Raw genomic sequence first — 22,078 nt, forward strand, 5'->3', positions numbered from 1 at the left:
GGACTCCGACAGGTCGAGCCTCTTCCGGCCGTCGTTCATCGGTGTGAGCGCGGTGATGATGGCCTATCAGAGGATGAAGGGGGCGTTCGGGTGGTCTGCACATCCCAAGCGCCTGCCGCATGGCGGCTCATCAGGGCGGCCTCGTAACGTCGGTGAAGATGACGTTGGTTCGGGTTCCGGTAACGCTGGCGACGCCAAGGTCTTTCGCTGTCGGCCACCTGAGATCAGCCGCATCCATCCGTCCCTCACTATTCCACGAGATGTGACCAAGTGAAACGTAGGCGATTGTGGGCAGGGCTCGCCGGAACGCTGGCGATTGCCACAGGCGTGACCGTCTGGGCGATTCAGCCCCATCCGACCCCGGCCACGGAATCCAAGTCCGCGCCAGGAACCTTGACGAAGCGTCATCAGGTCGACGTGCTCATGCAGACCGCCCTTCTGCAACAGAGTGAGGTCCACGACTCCAACGGGGCGGCCGATACCTACAGGCGGCTGCTGAAACTGGACCCTCGCAACAAGGTCGCCTGGTACAACCTGGGCGTCATCGGGCAGCAGGGCGGCAAGCCGGACGATGCCCGTACAGCCTATGACAAGGCCCTGGAGATCGATCCGTCGTTCACGTCGGCTCTCTTCAACGAGGCCATCCTGCTGAAGTCGAGCGACCCCGACCGGGCCATCGGACTCCTGAAGAAGTGCATCGCCGCCGATCCGAAGGCGGGAACGGCCTATCTGCAACTCGGGCAGGTCCTGGCGGAAAAGGACCGCGACGACGAGGCCGGGGAAGCATTCCGTCATGCCGTCGCGATCGATCCCTCCCTCCGTTCCCAAGTACCCGAAAGCTTCGGGGACTCCGTAACACCCTCCCCGACATCGAGCCAAGCAGGGAGCACCAGATGACGTCGACCGCGACTCCGAGGTTCTCCGTCTTCACGCCCAGCCACCAGCCCCGTTTTCTCGATGAGTGCCTGGCGACCCTGCAGGCGCAGACCTGTTCGGACTGGGAGTGGATCGTCCTGCTCAACAACGGCGCCCGGTGGCGGCCGGAGCGACCCGACGCGAGGGTCCGGGTGGAGATCGCGGACGACCTCCGCGGCGTCGGCGCCGCCAAGCGCAGGGCCTGTGAACTGGCGCGCGGCGAGATCCTCGTGGAACTCGACCACGACGATCTCCTGGCCAAGGCCTGCCTGACGGAGCTCGGCAAGGCGTTCGACGCGCATCCCGAGGCCGTTTTCGTCTACAGCAACACCGCGCAGATCACCGAGGACGGGAAGCGGGACGAGAGCCGTTTCGACGAATCGTGCGGCTGGCAGTACGAGGAGGTGAACGTCGACGGCCGCAAGCTGCTCCAGGTCATCTCCCTGGCGCCGACGCCGCACAACGTCGCCTACATCTGGTACGCGCCCAACCACGTGCGCGCGTTCCGCAAGGACAGCTACGAGAAGGCCGGCGGGTACGACGCCGCGCGTACGGTGCTGGACGACCAGGACCTGATGTGCCGCCTCTTCCACATCGGCGACTTCCACCACATCAACCGCTGCCTGTACCTCCAGCGGGTGCACCCCGCTAACACCCAGAGCGACCCGGAGATCAACAAACACATCCAGCGCGAGACCGTCGCCCTCTACGACAAGTACATCGAGGCCAACGCCCTCGCCTGGACCCAGCGGCGCGGACTGGTCGCGCTGGACCTCGGCGCGGCCCGCCGGAAGCCGCCCGGCTATGTGGGCGTGGACCAGCGCCCGGAAGAGGGCGTCGACATCGTCGCGACCCTGCCCGGGAAGCTGGACCTGCCCGACGGCTCCGTCGGCCTGATGCGGGCGGTGGAGTTCTTCGAGCACGTGCCCGCGAAGGTGCCTCTGATCAACGAGCTGTACCGGCTGCTGGCGCCCGGCGGCATGCTCCTCGTCATGTCGCCGAGCTCGGACGGCCGCGGGGCCTACCAGAACCCGGCGCACGTCGCCTACTACAACGAGAACTCGTTCTGGTACTACACGGACGACCAGTACCGTGCCTTCGTGCCCGAGATCGAGGCCCGGTTCCAGTCGTCGCGGCTGGTCACCTACTTCCCGACCGAGTGGCACTCCCAGAAGGGCATCTCGTACGTGGTCGCCAACCTCATCGCGATGAAGGAGGGCACCCCGCGGTGCGGCGGACCGCTGCTGGTTTAGGCCCTGTACGCGGGAAGGCGCCCGGCGGGACTGTCGAGTTCCGCCGGGCGCCTTCCCGCGTTCGCCGGGTGCGCTTCGTGCTTCAGCCCTTTCTCGTCCCGGTCGTGACCTTGGCTTCCTCAGGTCGGCAGGCTTCCGCCGCTCGTGCGCGCCGCGACGGCCAGAGCGCCGAAGGCGGGCGCCTTCAAGGCCGCGGTCAGCTGGTCGTCCCAGCGGGGCAGTGGCGCGAGACCGGCCCGCAGCCAGTTGCCGTGGCCGAGGACACCGAACGCCGGACGGGCGGCCGGACGCGGGAACTTGTCCGAGTCGACCGGGCGGACGCGCTCGGGATCGAGTCCGCTGAGACGGAAGGTCTCACGCGCCAGGCCGCACCACGTGGTGTGGCCCGCCGCCGTACCGTGGTAAATGCCTGCCGGTGCCCGACCGGCCAGGGCGGCACGGCCGAGGGCCGCCAGCTGCCGGGCGAGCGCACGGGACCAGGTGGGCTGGCCGTGCTGGTCGGCCACCACGTCCAGAGTCTCGCGCCGGGCTGCCAGTTCGAGCATGGTGGCCACGAAATTGGGGCCGTGCGCGCCGTAGAGCCAGGCGGTGCGCACGATGTAGCCGGTGCCCGGCAGTAGTTCGGCGACTGCCCGCTCCCCTGCCAGTTTGCTCCGTCCGTACGCGTTGACGGGGCCCGTCGGTGCGTCTTCGGGGTACGGCCGACGGGCGTCGCCCGGGAACACGTAGTCGGTGGAGATGTGCAGCAGCAGGGCGCCGCTGTCCGCGCAGGCGCGCGCGAGGTGGCGGACGCCTGCGCCGTTCACGGCTGTGGCCGCCGCCTCCGCCCGCTCGGCGCCGTCGACATCCGTCCAGGCACCGCAGTTGACGACCACCCCGTGACCGGTGACGGCCGCGCGGACGGCCGTCGGGTCGGTGATGTCGAGCTGGTCACGGCCCAGTCCCGTCACCGCGGCATCCGGATCGGCAGCGAGTTCGGCCAGCACGTCCTGGCCGAGGAGTCCGCGCGCACCGGTCACCAGCCAGCTCGTGGTCGTCACAGCACGGCCCTCTCCTTCAGCGGCTCCCACCAGGAGCGGTGTTCGCGGTACCAGGCGACCGTGGCGGCCAGGCCCTCCGTGAACGACACCTGCGGCGCGTAGCCGAGTTGCTCGCGGATCTTGCTGTCGTCCAGCGAGTAGCGCAGGTCGTGGCCTTTGCGGTCGGCCACGTACTCGACCCTGTCCCAGCCCGCGCCGACCGCGTCCAGCAGCAGGCCGGTGAGCTTGTGGTTGCTGAGCTCGGTCCCGCCGCCGATGTGGTAGACCTCCCCGGCCCTGCCGCCGTGCAGGACCAGGTCGATGCCCCGGCAGTGGTCGGAGACGTGCAGCCAGTCGCGGAGGTTGCGGCCGTCTCCGTACAGGGGGACCGTGTTCCCGTCGATCAGGTTGGTGATGAAGAGCGGGACGACCTTCTCGGGAAACTGGTACGGCCCGTAGTTGTTGGTGCACCGGGTGACCACGACATCCAGGCCGTGGGTGCGGTGGTAGGCGAGCGCCAGCAGGTCGGAGCCGGCTTTCGACGCGGAGTAGGGGGAGTTGGGCGCCAGGGGCCACCCCTCGGTCCACGAGCCTTCGCTGATCGAGCCGTACACCTCGTCGGTGGACACATGGACGAAGCGGCCGACGCCGTGCCGGTGAGCCGCGTCCAGGAGCACCTGCGTGCCCATCACATTGGTGCGGACGAACGGACCGGCCCCGTCGATCGACCGGTCCACATGCGACTCGGCGGCGAAATGGACCACCGCGTCCTGGCCCGCAATCACCTGGTCGACGACACCCGGGTCGCAGATGTCGCCCCGCACGAAGGTGTAGCCCGGGTGTTCAGCCACCGGTGCCAGATTTGCCTCGACCCCCGAATAGGTGAGTTTGTCGAGGACGGTGATCCGCGCTGTCGGGTCCGAATTCAGCCGCCGCCGGACGTATTCCGAACCGATGAATCCAGCGCCGCCGGTCACAAGGATGCGCATAGTTCTCAGAGTCTTTCTTACTGCCCGGGGTCCAGCACCGAAGCTTCGGACGCCAGGTCGCGGACGCGGACACAACGCGGACGGTGCCCGCGAGGCCGAAGCCTCGGGGGCACCGTTCGCTCGATCTCAGCGAAAGCGGATGGCCGACAGTGCGCCACCGTTCGCGTGGGAGTTACAGATCGTTGCAGACCACGTAGCCGTCGGTCGTGGAAGACCCGGGCGGTGCCGCGATGGCGGCCGGGGTGCCAACCTGCCACCCAATGGGGGTGTTTCCTGTTGCGCTGGGGATGGGCCTGTTGAGCGCGACGTTGGCGCCGCCTGAAGAGTATCCGCCGCCGGTGGCTTCGTCACCGGGCAGGCAGAAGATGTCCACGAACTTGGTGGGCTCGGTGAACGAGTCGTGGACGACGTACGTGTGGACGGTCTTGCCCTGCGCGCCCTGAGCACCCTGGGCGCCCTGAGCACCCTGGTTGCCCTGCACACCCTGCTCGCCCTGAGCACCCTGGGCGCCCTGAGCACCCTGGGCGCCCTGAGCACCCTGGTTGCCCTGCACACCCTGCTCGCCCTGCTCGCCCTGGGCGCCCTGGGCGCCCTGCGCACCCTGGTAACCCCGCGGACCCTGCGGACCCTGCGGACCCTGCGGACCCTGCGGACCCTGGGCGCCCTGGTGCCCCTTCTTGCCCTGGGGGCCCTGGGGGCCCTGGGGGCCCTGCGGACCCTGCGGACCCTGGGGGCCCCGCTTGCCCTCGTGGCCGCGCGGTCCCTGCGGCCCGCGGTCACCATGACCACCACCACCGCCGCCGACGGCGCTCTTGACGCCGTTCGGGCCGGGCAGCCCCGCGCTGACGTCGGCGCCGGACCTGTGGATCGCGTCGGCGATGGCCGTCGTGCTCGGGACGACGTTGAGCGCGACAGCAAGCGCACCTGCCGACACCAGAGTGGCGGTCTTCAAGCGGGAACTTCGGATCGTTCTACGGCTCACCAGAGAACCTTTCTTGCGAACTTGGAGTGACCACATCGCATGCGCGCGCACTCGGTGCGCTTTACTCGCAAGCGTGTCGCGTCGCCTACGGCTACGCCTACGCCCACGGCTACGGACAGCTCTATTCTTTACTCTCCGCGATTGAATGATCACGAGTTGCCCCGTGTCGTAAACGAGGATCACCCGTGCGGCCTCAATGGCGGACGATCCGGCACGACCGGGACGACAACAGCCGAATTTCTCCGCGATTTCCCCGGATTTTCCATTGCCGGGCGGAGAGGTGCTGATCCGGCGTAGTACTGACTTTTCACAGCGCGATGTCGTGGAGGCTGACACCCTCTGATCCGGGCGGCGAGCCGCCCCGCCGCAAGGGCGGGGCTGTGCCGAAGGGCAGCTTTCTCAGTCCCTGCTCACGAGACTTCTGCGATACGCACTGCAGTCCTCGAAGGAGGGCAGCAGACCTTGCCGCTCGGCTTCCGCCAGCGTGGGCGCCGCGGCGTCCTTGTCGGAAAGGCACGGTGCGAGGTCCTCGGGCCAGGCGATGGCCAACGTCGGGTCGAGCGGGTCGATCCCGTGCTCACGCTGCGGCGCATACCCCTGCGAACACAGGTATACGACGGTGGAGTTGTCCTCCAACGCCATGAAGGCGTGGCCCAGCCCTTCCGAGAGGTAGACGCAGCGGTGCGTCGTGTCATCGAGCCGAACCGCCTCCCATTTCCCGAAACTCGGGGAGCCGGTGCGGATGTCGACCACCACGTCGAGGACGGCGCCGCTGACGCAGGTGACGTACTTGGCCTGCCCCGGCGGGACCGACGCATAGTGGATACCGCGAAGAGTTCCGCGAACCGAGCGAGAGCAGTTCGCCTGCTCGAGTGGGAACCCCTGGCCGATGGAATCGTGGAACCTGTCGCTCTTGAACCACTCGTGGAATCGCCCCCTGCTGTCCGCGAACGCCTTGGGTGTGTCCACCCAGGCCCCTTCGATGCCAAGTGGTCTCACGTGATTGCTTCCTTCCGCCGCACAGGTCTTTTCACCGACTACTACGTCCGTGTCTTCGGGACATCCGTCGCGGGACTTTAGGCCGCACGGCGGCGGTCGCGTGCGGCCATTCGGAGGATTCTGACTACACGGGAGTTTGGCCGAGGTCGAATACCGCACGCTGCTGGCATCTTGATGGCCGCCACTCCCGGTTTCCCGAAGGGCTCTCGATGCAGACATCGCACACCAAAAACGCAACGGTCCCGACGCAACAACCGCCCTTGCAGAAAGAGGCGATGTCCGACCCGCCTCCCAAGGGCCTCTTCGACGGCACATGGTGGATCTGGGCCATGGCGGGAGCACTGTTCGTCATGTACTCGGCGGTATCGCTCCGTCTCCACCAACGCATGCTCACGAGCAGCTATGACCTGGGAATCTTCGAACAGGTCGTCCGCTCATACGCGGAAGGACACTTGCCGGTCTCCGAAGTGAAGGGCCAGGGCTTTCCCGTCCTGGGGGATCACTTCTCTCCCATCCTGGCGCTCGTTGCGCCTTTTTACTGGGTGTGGCGGGGGGCGGAAACGCTTCTCGTCGTGCAGGCCGCGCTCATCGCGGTGAGCGTCGCCCCTCTGACCCTTTGGGCGCGCCGAACTCTGGGCGGCCCGGCCGGCGCGGTGATCGGTGCCTGCTACGGGCTCGCCTGGGGAATCGCGAGTGCGGTCGGCTACGACTTCCACGAAGTGGCCTTCGCCGCTCCGCTCCTGGCGTTCTCGCTGACCGCCCTCGGGAATGACCGGCTGATGGCCGCGGCGTGCTGGGCTCTTCCCCTGCTGTTCGTGAAGGAAGACCTCGGACTCACGGTTCTCCTCATCGGTCTCGTCATCGCCCGGCGGGGCGATCGCGGGCTCGGAATGTTCACGGCCACAGCCGGCCTCTGCGGGACGGTGCTGGCGCTGTTCGTGGTTCTGCCGGCCTTCAACCCGAGCGGGTCCTTCGCCTATTGGTCCCTGGTCGAAGACGGTTCCGGAGCACCTGGAGTCGGCAGTGCCAGTGCGGGCGGTCTGCTGGATCTGCTCCACCGGGGCACGATCGGTCTGGTCACCCCCGAGACCAAGGTGTCGACACTCCTTCTCGTGCTCGCCCCCACCGTGTTCCTGGCGATGCGGTCCCCGCTGCTGTGGGTCGCCCTGCCGACTCTGGTGTGGCGCTTCACGTCGAGCAACAGCCTGCACTGGGGGACCGGCTTCCACTACTCGCTCGTCCTGATGCCGATCGTCTTCGCGGCCTTCATCGACGCCCTGGTGCGACGTGGGACGAGCGGGCGCAGTCTGCGCCGCTACCTCGTGGGCTCCGCCGCGATCACCCTCATGGTCCTTCCGAACTTCTCTCTGTTCCAACTGGTCCAGCCGGACACCTGGCGGACCGACCCTCGCGTCGCCGTCGCCCATCACCTGATGGACAAGATCCCCGACGGCGCCAGGGTCCAGGCGTCCAACGAGCTGGCACCCCAGCTCGTCCACCGTACGAGCGTCGGCCTCTACGGCTCGCCGGGCAGCCGCCCCAACCCTCAGTGGATCATGGTGGACACATGGGTTCCGGACAGTGGACGAGGGTGGCCGGGCGAGCCACTGAGCATTGAAGCGGAACAGTCGCAGTTGGCGGAGAACCGCCGTACGGGGTACGACCTGGTGGCGGAGCAGAGCGGCTTCGTGCTGCTGCACCACCGGGAGGCGATGCCGCACCACCGGAGCTGATCGGGCCTCGAAGGCATTCGCCGGGGCGTCCGTCCGGACCGGCTCTCCCGGGTGCCGGTGGCCGCCGCCGTCCACCCACATCTTGTGCGGGCAGGGTGGTGGGACGGGCGGCGGCGATCACCGTCACACAGGAGCTCCCGGCCCTGTCCGCAGCGGTTCTTCGCGACGCGATCCACTGCCCCTTTGGGGCATGACGACGTAGCGGGAGTCCTCCAGAAGCCCCAGCAGATACTGGCCGTATCCGCTCTTGAGCAGCGGCTGGGCCAGCTGCCGGAGCCGGTGGTCGTCGATCAGGCCTGCCCGCCAGACCGCCTCCTCGACGCAGCCGACCTTGAAGCCCTGGCGCTCCTCGATCACCCGAACGAATTCCGAGGCCTGAACCATGGAGTTGAAGGTTCCGGTGTCAAGCCACGCGGTGCCCCGGTCGAGCCGGGTGACGTGCAGCGCCCCGGCCTCCAGATAGACGCGGTTGAGGTCGGTGATCTCCAACTCGCCCCTGGCACTCGGCCGTAGAGCGCGGGCGATGTCCACGACCTGGTTGTCATAGAAGTACAGTCCGGGCACGGCGTACCGGGAGCGGGGCCGGTCCGGTTTCTCTTCGATGGAAAGCGCTCGGCCCAGTTCGTCGAACTCCACCACGCCGTAGGCCGAGGGGTTGGCGACCTGATAGGCGAACACCCTGCCGCCCTTCAGATCGTCGTGGCGGGCCAGCCGTGTGCCAAGGCCGCTGCCGTGGAAGATGTTGTCGCCCAGAATCAGGGCGACCGGCTCACCGTCGATGAAGTCGGCTCCCAGTACGAAAGCCTGAGCAATGCCCTCCGGACGCTCCTGTGCCATGTATTCCAGCCGCAGGCCCAGTTGGGTGCCGTCGCCGAGCAGACGACGGAACTGGAACTGGTCTTCGGGGGTGGTGACGATCAGAATCTCGCGGACACCGGCCATCACCAGTGTGGTTAGCGGGTAATAGACCATGGGCTTGTCGAACACCGGCAACAGTTGTTTCGACACCGAGCGGGTCAACGGCCAAAGTCGCGAGCCGGTGCCCCCGGCCAACAGGATTCCGCGCATGACGTCACCATAGGCGAATTACCCATGAATAAGCCCTTTTCACACCGTTCATGGCGCGCATAAGGGTAGGACCGATGCGGATCACGCGAAGTCGCCGCCGCCGGCCACATCGTGCCGTGTACGAAAACGGGCCCGATGTGCGCACCGTACGTCGTTGTACGGCGCGCACACCGGGCCCGTTCGTGATGTCGCCCCCGCGGCCGGCCTGGCGACGTCGCAGGTCAGGGCAAGTCGGACCGGCCGCGGAGTTCGAGGGTGGACTGCGGCCGCGAGACCGCCGTCCACTGGGGGCTAGCCCAGGCGCCGCACCAGCGCGCGGTACTCGTCCCACAGTTCCTTCGGGGTGTGCTCGCCGAAGGTGTTGAGGTGCTCGGGCACGAGCGCCGCCTCCTCGCGCCACACGTCCTTGTCGACGGTGAGCAGGAAGTCGAGGTCTGCCTCGGAGAGGTCGAGTCCCTTGGTGTCCAGGGCGCCCTTGGCCGGCAGGATGCCGATGGGGGTCTCGACGCCTTCGGCCCTGCCGTCGAGGCGGTCCACGATCCACTTCAGGACGCGGCTGTTCTCACCGAAGCCCGGCCACACGAACTTGCCCGCGTCGTTCTTGCGGAACCAGTTCACGTAGTAGATCTTCGGAAGCTTCGCCTGGTCCTTGTCCTTGGCGACGTCGACCCAGTGCCCCATGTAGTCGCCCATGTTGTAGCCGCAGAACGGCAGCATGGCGAAGGGGTCGCGACGCAGCTCGCCGACCTTGCCCTCGGCGGCGGCGGTCTTCTCGGAGGCCACGTTGGCGCCGAGGAAGACGCCGTGGTTCCAGTCGAAGGACTCCGTCACCAGCGGTACGGCGGTGGCGCGGCGTCCGCCGAAGAGGATCGCCGAGATCGGCACGCCCTTGGGGTCCTCCCACTCGGGCGCGATGATCGGGCACTGCGAGGCGGGGACGGTGAAGCGGGCGTTGGGGTGGGCGGCGGGCGTACCGGACTCCGGCGTCCAGTCGTTGCCCTTCCAGTCGGTCAGGTGGGCCGGAGTCTCCTCCGTCATGCCCTCCCACCAGATGTCGTTGTCGTCGGTGAGCGCGACGTTGGTGAAGACGGAGTTGCCCCACAGCGTCTTCATCGCGTTGGCGTTGGTGTGCTCACCGGTACCGGGCGCGACGCCGAAGAAACCGGCCTCGGGGTTGATCGCGTACAGCCGGCCGTCCTCGCCGAACCGCATCCACGCGATGTCGTCGCCGATCGTCTCGACCGTCCAGCCGGAGACGGTGGGCTCCAGCATGGCGAGGTTGGTCTTGCCGCAGGCGCTCGGGAAGGCGGCGGCGACGTACTTGGACTCACCGGTGGGCGGGGTCAGCTTCAGGATGAGCATGTGCTCGGCGAGCCAGCCCTCGTCACGCGCCATGACGGACGCGATGCGCAGGGCGTAGCACTTCTTGCCGAGCAGCGCGTTGCCGCCGTAGCCGGAGCCGTAGGACCAGATCTCGCGGGACTCGGGGAAGTGCGAGATGTACTTGGTGGAGTTGCACGGCCACGGCACGTCCGCCTGGCCCTCGGCCAGCGGCGCTCCGAGCGTGTGCACAGCACGCACGAAGAAGCCGTCGGTCCCGAGCTCGTCGAGGACGGGCTGTCCCATGCGGGTCATGGTGCGCATGGACACGGCGACGTAGGCGGAGTCGGTGATCTCGACGCCGATCGCGGAGAGGTCGGAGCCGAGCGGGCCCATGCAGAACGGGACGACGTACATCGTCCGGCCCTTCATCGAGCCGCGGAAGATGCCCTTCTCCCCCGCGAATATCTCCCGCATCTCGGCGGGCGCCTTCCAGTGGTTGGTCGGGCCCGCGTCCTCCTCCTTCTCGGAGCAGATGAACGTCCGGTCCTCGACCCGCGCGACATCGGTCGGGTCGGAAGCGGCGTAGTAGGAATGCGGGCGCTTGATCGGATCGAGCTTCTTGAAGGTGCCCTTGTGAACGAGCTCCTCGCACAGGCGCTCGTACTCGGCCTCGGATCCGTCACACCAGACCACGTTGTCCGGCTGGGTCAGTTCTGCGATCTCGTTGACCCACGAGATCAGTTCCTTGTGCTGGGTGGGGACGGTGGAGGGAGCCGCGATGTCGCGCGCCACGATTGCTCCTAGATGAGGGGTTTTTTGTTGAGGCCCCGTGGGGGCTGCGACCCGGATGCTTCGGGGTGTAGAGACCCATGGCGCTCATCCGGTGCCGACCGCACTCATTTGATCATCCGACGGGTTCGCCCATATGTCCAGAGGGCCTCACACGTGAGCGGAGTGACCATCGCCACGTGTATCCGCGATTCTTTGCGTACACGTTGGGTTCAGCTGAAGGTTTTTTTGCGCGTGCGCCGCCTTGCGCCACGCTCGTGAGAACATGGCCATTCTTGGCTGTTCAGTGCGCCGTACTGACACGTAACTTACGGTTCCGTAGGTAGGATTCCACCTATGACTGCGCCCGTCCCCGACGCGCCCACGGACTCGCCGGCCGCAGGCCGCAGTCCCGCAGCGCACTCCCCGTCGCATCCGGTCAAGCCCAAGCTCCGCGGCTGGCTGCACCTCGGCATGTTCCCGGCCGTCCTGATCTCCGGTCTGGTGCTCACCGCTCTGGCCAGTTCCACGCGGGCCCGCATCGCCTGCGGGATCTTCGTCCTGACGGCCTGCCTCCTGTTCGGAGTGAGCGCGCTCTACCACCGCGGCAACTGGAGCCCGCGGATGGACGGCGTGCTGCGCAGACTCGACCACGCCAACATCTTCCTGATCATCGCGGGCACCTACACACCGCTGACGATGCTGCTGCTCCCCGGTGCCAAGGGACAGTGGCTCCTGTGGAGCATCTGGGCCGCCGCGGCGGCGGGCATCATCTTCCGGGTGTTCTGGGTCGGCGCCCCGCGCTGGCTCTACACCCCCTGCTACATAGCGATGGGCTGGGCGGCCGTCTTCTTCCTCCCGGACTTCATGCGCACGGGCGGCATCGCCGTGCTGGTCCTGGTGATCGTCGGCGGACTGCTCTACAGCGCGGGCGGTGTGATCTACGGGATCAAGCGCCCCAACCCCTCACCCCGCTGGTTCGGCTTCCACGAGGTCTTCCACTCCCTCACTCTCGCGGCGTTCGTCGTGCACTACGTGGGCATCTCACTGGTGGCCTACCAGCACGGGTAACGCACCCCCCTTCCTCCCTGAATGGCCACGGCTTCCGAGCCGTGGCCATTTTTGTATGCCCTGACAGTGCAGCCCCATTGACATGCGCCACCTTTTGACAGTTACTTTCATTTCATGGTTACTGTCACGCAAGACGATGGCGTACGGCGCGACCCGCGCCGCTGGTGGGCCCTCGGGGCCCTGGTCGCGAGCATGCTCACGCTCGGATTCGACACGACGATCCTCAACGTGGCCCTGCCGACGATGGCGGGCGAACTCGGCGCCACCACCGGCCAGCAGCAGTGGATGGCGGACGCGTACGTGATCGTCTTCGCCGCGCTGATGCTCCCGGCGGGACTGCTCGGCGACCGGTTCGGGCGGCGGCGGATGCTCGTCGTGGGGCTCGGGATCTTCCTCGCCGGTTCCGTGGCCGGCGCCCTGGCCGACGACGTCAACTGGGTCATCGTGGCCCGCACGGTGATGGGCCTCGGCGCCGCGCTGGTCATGCCGCTCGCCCTGTCCGTGCTGCCCTCGCTCTTCGGACCCGACGAGCGCACCAAGGCCGTCGGCATCATCTCCGCCGCCTCGTCGCTCGGTCTGCCGCTCGGCCCGATCATCGGCGGCTGGCTGCTCAACCACTTCTGGTGGGGCTCGGTCTTCCTGGTCAACGTCCCGATGGCCGCGATCGGCATCGCCGCCTGCGTCTTCCTGCTGCCCGAGACCCGCGACCCCGCCTCCCCCAAGGTCGACACCCTCTCCACCGCGCTCACCGCGGCAGGCCTCGGCGCCCTCATCTACGCGATCATCGAGGCGCCCAGCCGCGGCTGGGGCGACCCGCTGATCGTGGGCATGCTCGCTGGGGCCGCCGTTCTGATCACCGCCCTGGTGCTGCGCGAGCGGCGCGTGGAACGCCCCATGCTCGACATGTCGCTGCTCACCCACCGCGGGTTCCTGTTCAACACGATCGCGGCGACGCTGGTGATGTTCGTCCTGTCCGGCCTGCTGTTCGTGCTGCCGCCGTATCTCCAGGCGGTGCTCGGCCACGACGCCTTCGGCACCGGCCTGCGGCTGCTGCCCATGATGGGCGGCCTGATCGTCGCGGCCCGGGCCGCACAGCCGGTCGTCGCCCGGTTCGGCTCCCGCGCGGTGGTCAGCGCGGGACTGGTGGTACTGGCCTTCGCCGCGCTGCTCGGCAGCCGTACGACCGTCGACTCGGGCTACGGCTTCACCGCGCTGTGGCTGTCCATCACCGGCTTCGGCTTCGGTTTCTCGGTCGTCCCCGCGATGGACGGCGCCCTCGGCGCCCTGCCCCGCGACCGGGCCGGCAGCGGCTCCGGGCTCCTCATGACGACGCGCCAGGTCGGCAGCGCGATCGGCATCGCCCTCCTCGGCAGCCTGCTGGCCGGCACTTTCCGCGACCGCCTCGACGTCACCGGTCTGCCCGCGAAGGCCGCCGACACCGCCGGGGAGTCCGTGGTCGCGGCGCACATCGTCGCCCAGAAGGCGGGCTCGGCCGATCTCGTGGCCTCCGCGAACAGCGCGTACGTCCACGGCATGGGCCTGGTCCTGCTGGTGTGCGGCGTCGCGGCCCTCGTCACCGCCCTGCTGGCCGCGGCCTTCCTGCCCAACACCCCCGTCGCGCACGCCACGAAGGAGGACGCGGACCCGGCCATGGTCACCGTTGCGGCGGATGCCGGACAATGAGCAACATGACGGCCGCACCCTCCCCCTTCAGCCCCGCCGACCGCCCTCAGCTGGGACTCCGCGAGCGCAAGAAGATCAAGACCCGCGAGGCGATCCGCACCGCGATGTACACACTGGTCAAGGAACAGGGGTACGACGCGACGACGATCGAGCAGATCGCCGAGCGCGCCGAGGTGTCGCCGTCGACGATCTTCCGCTACTTCCCCACCAAGGAGGACATCGTCCTCACGGACGAGTTCGACCCGCTCATCATGGAGGAACTCCGCGCCCGGCCCACCGACGAGCCGTGGATGGACACCCTCCGCTATGTGATGCAGAAGGCCATCCGGCTCGGCATCAAGGATGACCCCGAGGTGTCCCGGCTGCGGACCCACCTGATGGTCCAGGTCCCGGCGGTGCGCTCGCGGATGATGGAGAGCATGTCGGTCACCGGCAACATGCTCTGCCAGGCGATCGGCGAACGCACCGGCCGGGACCCGGACAGCCTGGAGGTGCGGGTCTACGCGATGGCGCTCATCGGCGGCCTGATGGAGACCTCCCTGTACTGGGCGGAGAACGACCACCGGGACGAGTTCTCGGATCTGGTGGACCGCACGATGGACGTCCTGGAACACGGCCTCCCCACCGAAAACACCCGAGACCAGGGCTCTCCGGCGTGACATCCTGACCGGGTGAACGGACCCGAGATCCACGTCGCCTTCGCCCCCGAACTGACGGTCTTCGTCCCGCGCGAGCGGCGCCGGGCCCTCACCACCGACGGCGTCTCGACCCTCGGCCATGTCGTCGAATCCCTCGGCGTTCCGCTGACCGAGGTCGGCACACTCCTCGTGGACGGCCGGGAACTGCCCGTGTCGCACATCCCGGCGGCCGGCGAGTCCGTGACCGTACAGCCCGTGACGCGCCCCCAGCAGGTCCCCGGCGCGCCGCTCCGCTTCCTCCTCGACGTCCACCTCGGCACCCTCGCGCGCCGGCTGCGCCTCCTCGGAATCGACGCGGCGTACGAGTCGACGGACATCGGCGACCCGGCCCTCGCCGCGCGCTCCGCCGCCGAGCAGCGCGTGATGCTCAGCCGCGACCGGGGGCTGCTGCGCCGCCGCGAGCTGTGGGCGGGCGCGTTCGTCTACAGCACCCGACCCGATGACCAACTCCGGGACGTACTCGGCCGGTTCGCACCCGAGCTGAGGCCCTGGACGCGCTGCACCGCCTGCAACGGCCTGCTCAAGGAGGCCACGAAGGAGCAGGTCGTGGACCAGCTGGAAGGCGGCACCGAGCGGTCCTACGACGTGTTCGCCCAGTGCGAGGAGTGCGGGCGCGCCTACTGGAAGGGCGCGCACCACGACAGCCTTGAGGCCATCGTGGAGCGCGCCCTCGCCGAGTTCGGGAGCCAGACGCCTAGCGGCGCTTGAGGTCCTTGGCTCCGCAGGCCAGCCCGTCCTTGTTCGGGTCGAGACCCAGCGGGTCGTCCTTGCCGTTGACCTTCAGACGGCCGTAGTCGTTCGTCTTCAGCCAGGCGCAGCGCGACGCCGTCGTCTTCTTGACGCCGTCCGGGAAGACGGTCGGCACGCAGACGTTGATCGTGCCGTAGTGCCGGTCGCAGCCGGAGATCGTGGTGCTGACCTTCTGCGAGGTGCGCTTCTTGCCGCCCTTGGTGACCGTGCCCTCCAGGGAGTCGGCGAAGGAGTGGACGTGCGCCGAGGCGGTGTCCGTGGCCAGGGCGGCGGGGCCCTGGAGGTGGACCCACTTGGCGACCGAGGGGACGCCGTTGGCGTCGACCGCGAAGAGCATGTACCAACCCGGCGGGGCCATGTTGGGGTTGCTCGTCACGTTCAGGTCGACGTTGTTGCCGTCCACCGACAGCGGCAGGTCCACGAAACGCTGGTTCGGGTCGGAGGAGTGCGTCACCGCGGCCGGGCGGATCAGCTCGGCCTTCACGATGGGCCGGTCGACCGTGATGCGCTGCGTGTCCCCGTACACCCACTCGTTGTCGATCACCGAGGTGATCGTCGGACGGGTGCCCTTGAGGAGGTAGGGCGGGGTGTAGATGGACACGTTGTGGTTCCAGGTGCCGTTGCCCGGGTTGTCGCCGGTGGCCATCACCCGGCCGTCGGGCAGCAGGAACGCGGAGGAGTGGTAGCCGCGCGCCTCGGGGTCGGCGGCCACCGGGTCGAAGGTGGAGGTCGCCGGGTCGAACATCGACGCCTCGAAGACCGGGTTGGCGCGGTTGTGCAGGCCGCCGCCCGTCTCCAGCACCTTGCCGTCCGGCAGGAGGACGGCGGAGACGTACATCTTGCCCTGGTTGCCGGTCTCGGCGACCTTGCCGTTGCCGAGGTCGACCGTGCCCTGCGGGATCTGCGGGCCGACGGTGTACGCCGGGTTCGCGGCCTTCAGGTCGATGATGTCAGTGAGCCGGTTCGCCTCCGGGTTGGAGTCGATGTTGCCGCCGCCGATCGTCAGCACCTTCTGGTCCTGGGCCGGGGGCAGCAGCACGCTCGCGGACTGGTCGCGCTCGTCCTTGCTCTGGAGCCCGGGGATCGCCGTGACGGTGTTCGCGTCGTAGTCGTAGATCGCCGAGCCCGTGCCGGGCGTGCCGTTGCCGAAGACATGGCTGCCCGAGTAGAAGAGCCGCCCGTCCTGCATCAGGATCATCGACGGGTACAGACCCCAGTACGACCACGTCTGGTTGACCTGCGTGAACGGCAGCCACTGCTGCTGCGCCGCCGACCAGCGCTCGGCCGTCACCGACCCGGTGGAGTCCTCGCGCAGTCCGCCGAACGAGATGACGTCACCGTTGCCGAGCTCGGTGGCCGACGGGTACCAGTGACCGTCGTTCAGGTCGTTGGTCTTGCTGTACGTCTCGGTGACCGGGTCGAAGATGTACGAGTCCTTGTACCCCTCGTAGCCGTGCCCGCCCGCGACCGGGAACGCCTTGTTGCCGCTCATCACCAGCACCCGCCCGTCGGCGAGCTGGACGTGCCCCGAGCAGAACATGTCCTTCGGCGTGGGGATCACCTTGTACGTGCCCTTCACCGGGTCGTAGACCGCGCTGGTGAAGGTGCCCGCGTCGAAGTTCTCCTCGCTGTTGCCGGACCCGGCGATCAACAACACCTTGCCGTTGTTGAGGACGACGGAGTGCATGGAGCGCACCGGGTTCTGCGTGGGCAGCACGTCCCAGCGGCCGCCCGCGCACTCGTCGGCGGTGGCGGTGCAGGTGGCCGGCGGGATCGGGTCGGAGACCTGTTCCATCGTGTAGTCGTCGGTGGTCGCCGAGCCGGTGCCGTACACCGAGACGCCCCAGGTGATGCGGTCGGTACCGGCCGGGACGGCGGGCGTACGGACGCTCGCCTGCGTCCAGCTCGCCGCCATGTCCAGCGTCTTGAGGTCGGTCCAGTACTGCCAGCCCGCCGTGGTGTCGTGCCGGAAGAGGGTGATCGCGGTGTCCGGTGTCGTCGACTTGTACCAGAGGCCGAGGTCGTACTGCTTGCCCGCGGTGACCACCGGCGCGCAGGTCGCGGACTCCGTGATCAGGGCCTTGCGGTCACCGTCGACGCGCCGGGTCAGCGTGACCTTCATGGCCTTGGAGCCGGAGTGGGAGTCGGCGACGGTGGCGAAGGTGAAGTCGTTGTCGCCCCAGCCGGACTTCTCCCAGCAGGACGGCATGCCGTCCGTGCCGTCGGTCTCGAAACCCGGGTTGGTGACGAGGTTGGCGGCGGAGGCGGGCTGGGGCGAGACGAGCAGCAGCCCGGCGGCCAGGCCCGCCACGGCCAGCAGTGAGGTTCTCCGTCTGGGTCGTGCCAGATGTTTCACGCGGCTCTCCTTGCTGTGCGGCTCCCGCCCGCAGCCTCGCTGCTGCGGCGCGGCAGATAGACCAGCGCCTCGGTGCCCACGAAGCGCAGGACGAAGGTCATCACCAGGGCCAGCGCGGTGGCGGACAGAGCGCCCATCCCGAAGTGGCCGACGAACAGGGCGATCAGCGGGATGCGCAGCACCAGGTCGGCGTTGGCGAGCAGCCCGAACCGGCCCACCCGGTCCCACCAGGTGCGGTGCCTGCGGCGCTCGCGGAACAGCAGATGCTCGATGAGCAGGAAGTTCCAGGCGACGCCGAGCTGGTTGGCGAGGATCTCGGCCGGTACGTAGTGCATGCCGGCGGCGGTGAGCGCGTACAGGCCGAGCAGGTTCGGCAGGAAGCCGGTGGCGCCGATCAGGCCGAAGACGACCATCCGGGCGACCGGCGAGGCGGTGCGCAGCCCGACGAGATGGCGCAGGAACCGGAAGCCCTCCTGCGCGGTCGACTTGGACTCGCCCGCGAACCGGTCCTGGAAGACGAAGGGCACCTCGGTGACCTGGCGGGGGCGGCTGCGGACGGCGAGTTCGAGGAGGATCTTGTAGCCGAGCGGCTGGAGGATGTCGGCGGTGACCGCGCTGCGACGGATCGCGAAGAAACCGCTCATCGGATCGCTGATGCCGCGCAGCCGGCGCGGGAAGAGCGTCTTGGTCAGCCAGGTCGCGCCGCGCGAGACGGCGACGCGGTAGCCGCCCGCGAGGCCCTCGCGGCTGCCACCCTTGATGTACCGGCTGGCGACGACGAGCCCGGCGGCGGACCGCTCCCCCGAGGCCACCAACTCCGGTATCAGGGACGGCGGATGCTGGAGATCGCCGTCCATGACGACGATCCAGTCGGAGCTCGCCGCCTTCAGGCCCTCGACGACGGCGCCGCCGAGCCCGCCCACGGCTTCCTCGCGGTGCAGCACGGTCACCGGGAACGGGCAGTCCTGCGCCTCCCGGGAGATCACCTCGGGGGTGTCGTCCGTGGAGTCGTCCACGAAGACGACCTCGCAGGGCAGCCGGGAGGGCACCGACTCGGTGATCCGGCGCAGGAGTTCGCGGATGTTCGCGGACTCGTTGAAGGTGGGTACGACGATGGTGACGGCGCCCGGTTCAGGGACTGCGTTTTCGCGCTCGGCTCGCCTCCGGGGCGCTCCAGCCGGTGTCGAGAGGGCGATCGTGCTCAACCCTTCGGGCCTCCGCGCGTTCGCCCTCTCGACACCGGCGCGCCCCTCCGGCTCACTCGCGGTGGACGCCCGTACGGCCGGATCGCCGAGCTCCTCGGGGACAGTGCTCTCGAAGCTGCTCATCGACTGCCCCCGGACGTCGTCGTGGTCATGGTGTTTCCCGTGCTCCCGTCGATCCGCCGGATCTCGATCCGGTCGGCGCCCTTGCCGAAGGTGGCGACCGGCGTCGAGTGTTCGATGGCCGCCTTGACGTTGGGCAGGTCGACCGCGTCACGCCGCACCGTCGGGGAGGCGACGACGTAGTCGATGTCCATCCAGCCGCGCGGCATCGTCTTGGTCACCGCGGGGTCGAGGTCCGCCTTGTAGAACCAGATGACGCCGAGCCCGGGCCGGTAGCCGTCGTGGACCAGGTCGAGCCAGAGGGCGTCGTCGACCAGAACCCGGGTGGCCGCCGGGTCCTGGACCTCGGTCTTCAGCCAGGTGGCCGCCGCCCGGTAGGGGGCGTTGGCGTCGGCGGTGACGGCCGTGTGGTCGCCGTCGTACCAGCGGGGCAGCACGTAGAGCGCGGCGACCGCCACGAGCGCGGCCGCCGTCACCCGCCGTCCCCAGGTGACGTACGACTTCTCCTCGTCGCTCCGCCACCTGCGCAGCACCAGATGGGCGAGGCTGGCGGCGCCTCCGGCGAGAACCAGCGCGAGGAACGGCAGCGCCTGGATGATGTACATCGCGGGCAGATAGCCGCTCGGGCGCAGCGCCACCAGGGCGAGGATCGCCACCGTGAGGGCGGGTCCGGCGAGGGCCCGGGCGGTGACGGACCACCGCCAGGTGGCCAGGAGCAGCAGGGCTCCGGCGAGGCCGCCGATGATCAGCACCCGGTCGTAGTAGAGCCAGGAGTGCAGCACGCCGGACGAGCCGGTGCCGGGGTCGAGGATGAAGCCGGAGCCGGGTCGGCTCATCTGGTACGTGATGCCGTCCCAGAGCGAGACATGGCCCGCGCCCGGGAACAGCTCACCCTTGAGCAGGGCGAACAGCGGGTACGCGAGGCCGATCAGGGCGCAGGCGGTGATGGCTCCGGTGAGCGCGAACTTGCGGGTGTCGCGGTGGCCGTGGCGCCACATGGTGACCAGGAGTGCGGGCAGGACGACGAGCATCGTCTCCTTGGTGAGCACGGCGGCCGCGGCCGCGATGCCCGCCCCGAAGTGGTGCCAGAGGTGCCGGCTCGGGGACGCGGCGAGGCAGAACGCGAGCAGCGTCCACATCACCGCGATGTTGTCGAGGAAGATCTCGCGCTGGAGCACGACCGACAGCGGGGAGAGCCCGAAGAGGACCATCGCGAGGCCCGCGGCCCAGCGCGGCAGCGAGAGACGGCGCGCGAGGACGTACAGCAGGACCGCGCTGGCGGCGCTGACCGCGAGCATCGCGACACGCATCGAGCCGACCGTCATCAGCGAGGGGCTGATGTGGGCGGGGATCCAGGTCAGTGCGGCTATCTGGATCCAGCCCAGCGGCGGGTGGTCGTACCAGTACGTGTAGTGCGCGAGGCCCTTGCCCTGCTGCACGGCCCACGCCTGGGCGAGGTAGGTGCCCTCGTCGTCGCTGAGGGCCGGGTAGTCGGTGATGTTCCAGCCCTGCACGACGATGATCGCCAGCAGCAGGGTGCCGCACAGCAGCAGGTCGGCGCGCGAGGTGCGCAGCCGCTGGAGCGGCGGGCGGTCGTGGACGATGTCGGGCACGGTGGGTCGCGTCGCGGGGACCGTGGACGTGGTCACCGCGGGAAGTGTCGAGGTCACGCGGGAAGGTCCTCTCGGGACTTTCGGTATGTTTCGGTAGATACGGGCCCAAGGCCTGCGGCGCCAGGGCATACGGAACCAAGGCCGTCCCGCCGGATCTCGGATCGGATGCCCGGTGGGTGGCCTCGGGCCCTAGTGGGTCGCTTCGGCCTCGGTGAGGTGCGCACCGACATGGCTGGTCAGCTCCCAGTCGTTGCGGCCCCTTTGCTCACGCCAGACGGCACGGACGGCCGCACCGGCGAGGAGCACCTGATAGAAGGGGCCACCGACCACGAGCTTCAGATAGTGGACGAATCGGACGCGGAGCCCGTACTGCTTGCCGAAGTCGTGCAGTCCGACGAGCTCGAAGACGAAGGTGACCAGGGCGGTCACGGCCGGCAGAAAGGTGATGAAGGCGATCCCGACGGGCACGTCGAGGAAGAGCGCGATGGCCACGTTGAGCGGGATGACCACCCCGGAGACGGCCTGCAGATACGGCGTCATCAGCGTGTAGCGGGCGAGCAACCGCTGCCCGAAGCCCGGCAGTTGCTTCCAGTCCTTCTTGCGGTAGACCTGCAGGAAGCCCTGGTTCCACCGGGTGCGCTGCTTCATCAGCGACACCAGGCTGCCCGGGGTCTCCTCCCGGGTCACCATGTCGGAGTCGTAGGCGACGACGACCTTCTTGCCGACGCTGGAGAGCCGTACCCCCAGGTCGCAGTCCTCGGCGAGGCACTCGGGGTCCCAGCCGTCCGCTTCCCGCAGTACGTCCGTCCGTACGAAGACGGTGTTGCCGCCGAGCGGGATGAAACCTTTTTGCGCATGCAGGTGCAGCCGCGAGCGGAACCAGAAGAAGTACTCCAGGCAGTTGCGCAGGCTGTACCAGTTGGAGTGGAAGTTGATGAGCTGGACCCCGCCCTGGACGACGTCCGCACCCGTCGTGCGGAACGCGTGGTCGACATGGGCGAGCAGCTCCGGATGGACCTGGTCCTCGGCGTCGAAGACCCCGACGACATCGCCGCGGCAGTGCGGCAGCGCGGTGTTCATGGCCTTCGGCTTGTTCTTCTTCTCGTGGTGGTCGACGACGACCCGCACCCGCTCGTCGCGGGCCTCGGCCTGCCGGGCGACCTCGGTGGTCTCCGGATCGTCGTGCCCGACGATGACGATGATCTCGAAGTCGGTGTGGCTCGATTCCAGCAGTCGCTGGATGGTGTGGTCGAGCACGGCCTGTTCGTGGCGGGCCGGCAGCAGCAGCGAGAACGCCAGCCGGTCATCGCCGTCCGGTCTGCTGAACCGGGTGGACGCCAGCACTTCGGGCGTGCGCCACGCGTGCATCTGCCACCAGAGAGTGAACGCCGCCATCCAGAACAGGGCCAGTGAAACGGCAGCAATAAAGACAGACGTGAGCAACAGATCCCCCCAGATCCCAAAACCCCCAGTCGCGACGATGTGTCACATCCGCCGCGTCATGGTGCAGAGACTATGGGCGATCTGTGAAGC

General features: G+C 68.4%; 17 protein-coding genes. 7 read left to right on the forward strand and 10 right to left on the reverse strand.

Going from position 1 to position 22,078, the window contains the following annotated elements:
* Nucleotides 1-270 precede the first annotated feature (270 nt).
* Both SMIR_RS12800 and SMIR_RS12805 read left to right on the forward strand, forming a co-directional pair.
* Nucleotides 271-897, forward strand: a complete 627-nt coding sequence (locus tag SMIR_RS12800; RefSeq protein ID WP_212727023.1) for a tetratricopeptide repeat protein — start codon at nucleotides 271-273, stop codon at nucleotides 895-897.
* Nucleotides 894-2,168, forward strand: a complete 1,275-nt coding sequence (locus SMIR_RS12805; RefSeq protein ID WP_168495070.1) for a glycosyltransferase — start codon at nucleotides 894-896, stop codon at nucleotides 2,166-2,168. The genes SMIR_RS12800 and SMIR_RS12805 overlap by 4 nt, the downstream gene beginning before the upstream one ends.
* Nucleotides 2,169-2,287: 119 nt before the next feature.
* Here SMIR_RS12805 and rfbD read toward each other — a convergent pair whose 3' ends face one another.
* From rfbD to SMIR_RS12825, 4 genes are all read right to left on the reverse strand, one after another.
* A complete protein-coding gene (rfbD, locus tag SMIR_RS12810; RefSeq protein ID WP_249938418.1) occupies nucleotides 2,288-3,208 on the reverse strand; it encodes a dTDP-4-dehydrorhamnose reductase in 921 nt (306 codons plus the stop codon).
* A complete protein-coding gene (gene rfbB / locus SMIR_RS12815) occupies nucleotides 3,205-4,176 on the reverse strand; it encodes a dTDP-glucose 4,6-dehydratase (protein ID WP_168495068.1) in 972 nt (323 codons plus the stop codon). The genes rfbD and rfbB overlap by 4 nt, the downstream gene beginning before the upstream one ends.
* A gap of 172 nt (nucleotides 4,177-4,348) precedes the next feature.
* Nucleotides 4,349-5,128 (reverse strand): hypothetical protein, encoded by a 780-nt coding sequence (locus SMIR_RS12820; protein WP_212727024.1) that lies wholly within the window; start codon nucleotides 5,126-5,128, stop codon nucleotides 4,349-4,351.
* A 429-nt stretch (nucleotides 5,129-5,557) separates the two neighbouring features.
* On the reverse strand, nucleotides 5,558-6,157 hold the full coding sequence (locus SMIR_RS12825) for a dTDP-4-dehydrorhamnose 3,5-epimerase family protein (protein ID WP_168495066.1): 600 nt from the start codon (nucleotides 6,155-6,157) through the stop codon (nucleotides 5,558-5,560).
* Between the two features lie 275 nt (nucleotides 6,158-6,432).
* Here SMIR_RS12825 and SMIR_RS12830 point away from each other — a divergent pair, with 275 nt between their 5' ends.
* A complete protein-coding gene (locus SMIR_RS12830; protein ID WP_248003097.1) occupies nucleotides 6,433-7,890 on the forward strand; it encodes a DUF2079 domain-containing protein in 1,458 nt (485 codons plus the stop codon).
* Between the two features lie 123 nt (nucleotides 7,891-8,013).
* Here SMIR_RS12830 and rfbA read toward each other — a convergent pair whose 3' ends face one another.
* Nucleotides 8,014-8,958, reverse strand: a complete 945-nt coding sequence (gene rfbA / locus SMIR_RS12835) for a glucose-1-phosphate thymidylyltransferase RfbA (protein ID WP_168495062.1) — start codon at nucleotides 8,956-8,958, stop codon at nucleotides 8,014-8,016.
* 291 nt (nucleotides 8,959-9,249) lie between these two features.
* Nucleotides 9,250-11,073, reverse strand: a complete 1,824-nt coding sequence (locus SMIR_RS12840; protein WP_168495060.1) for a phosphoenolpyruvate carboxykinase (GTP) — start codon at nucleotides 11,071-11,073, stop codon at nucleotides 9,250-9,252.
* A gap of 333 nt (nucleotides 11,074-11,406) precedes the next feature.
* On the opposite strand from SMIR_RS12840, the gene trhA reads away from it, so the two are divergent.
* From trhA to SMIR_RS12860, 4 genes are all read left to right on the forward strand, one after another.
* Nucleotides 11,407-12,120, forward strand: coding sequence for a PAQR family membrane homeostasis protein TrhA (gene trhA / locus SMIR_RS12845; RefSeq protein WP_168495058.1), 714 nt, complete (start codon nucleotides 11,407-11,409; stop codon nucleotides 12,118-12,120).
* Between the two features lie 114 nt (nucleotides 12,121-12,234).
* Nucleotides 12,235-13,803 (forward strand): DHA2 family efflux MFS transporter permease subunit, encoded by a 1,569-nt coding sequence (locus tag SMIR_RS12850; protein ID WP_212727025.1) that lies wholly within the window; start codon nucleotides 12,235-12,237, stop codon nucleotides 13,801-13,803.
* A complete protein-coding gene (locus SMIR_RS12855; RefSeq protein WP_168495053.1) occupies nucleotides 13,800-14,462 on the forward strand; it encodes a TetR/AcrR family transcriptional regulator in 663 nt (220 codons plus the stop codon). Before SMIR_RS12850 ends, SMIR_RS12855 begins: the two co-directional genes overlap by 4 nt.
* Before the next feature lie 12 nt (nucleotides 14,463-14,474).
* On the forward strand, nucleotides 14,475-15,209 hold the full coding sequence (locus SMIR_RS12860) for a Mut7-C RNAse domain-containing protein (protein ID WP_212727026.1): 735 nt from the start codon (nucleotides 14,475-14,477) through the stop codon (nucleotides 15,207-15,209).
* Here SMIR_RS12860 and SMIR_RS12865 read toward each other — a convergent pair.
* The 4 genes from SMIR_RS12865 to SMIR_RS12880 all read right to left on the reverse strand — a co-directional run bounded on the left by SMIR_RS12865 (nucleotide 15,196) and on the right by SMIR_RS12880 (nucleotide 21,988).
* Nucleotides 15,196-17,598: a galactose oxidase early set domain-containing protein gene (locus SMIR_RS12865; RefSeq protein WP_212728351.1), complete on the reverse strand. Its 2,403-nt coding sequence runs from the start codon at nucleotides 17,596-17,598 to the stop codon at nucleotides 15,196-15,198. The genes SMIR_RS12860 and SMIR_RS12865 overlap by 14 nt on opposite strands.
* A gap of 5 nt (nucleotides 17,599-17,603) precedes the next feature.
* Complete coding sequence (locus SMIR_RS12870; RefSeq protein ID WP_248003096.1) at nucleotides 17,604-18,935, reverse strand: glycosyltransferase; 1,332 nt, start codon at nucleotides 18,933-18,935, stop codon at nucleotides 17,604-17,606.
* Nucleotides 18,932-20,602: an ArnT family glycosyltransferase gene (locus SMIR_RS12875; protein ID WP_212727027.1), complete on the reverse strand. Its 1,671-nt coding sequence runs from the start codon at nucleotides 20,600-20,602 to the stop codon at nucleotides 18,932-18,934. The genes SMIR_RS12870 and SMIR_RS12875 overlap by 4 nt, the downstream gene beginning before the upstream one ends.
* 132 nt (nucleotides 20,603-20,734) lie before the next feature.
* Nucleotides 20,735-21,988, reverse strand: a complete 1,254-nt coding sequence (locus SMIR_RS12880) for a glycosyltransferase (protein WP_168495047.1) — start codon at nucleotides 21,986-21,988, stop codon at nucleotides 20,735-20,737.
* Between the last annotated feature and the right edge of the window lie 90 nt (nucleotides 21,989-22,078).

It is taken from the genome of Streptomyces mirabilis (genome assembly GCF_018310535.1).
Taxonomy (GTDB): domain Bacteria; phylum Actinomycetota; class Actinomycetes; order Streptomycetales; family Streptomycetaceae; genus Streptomyces.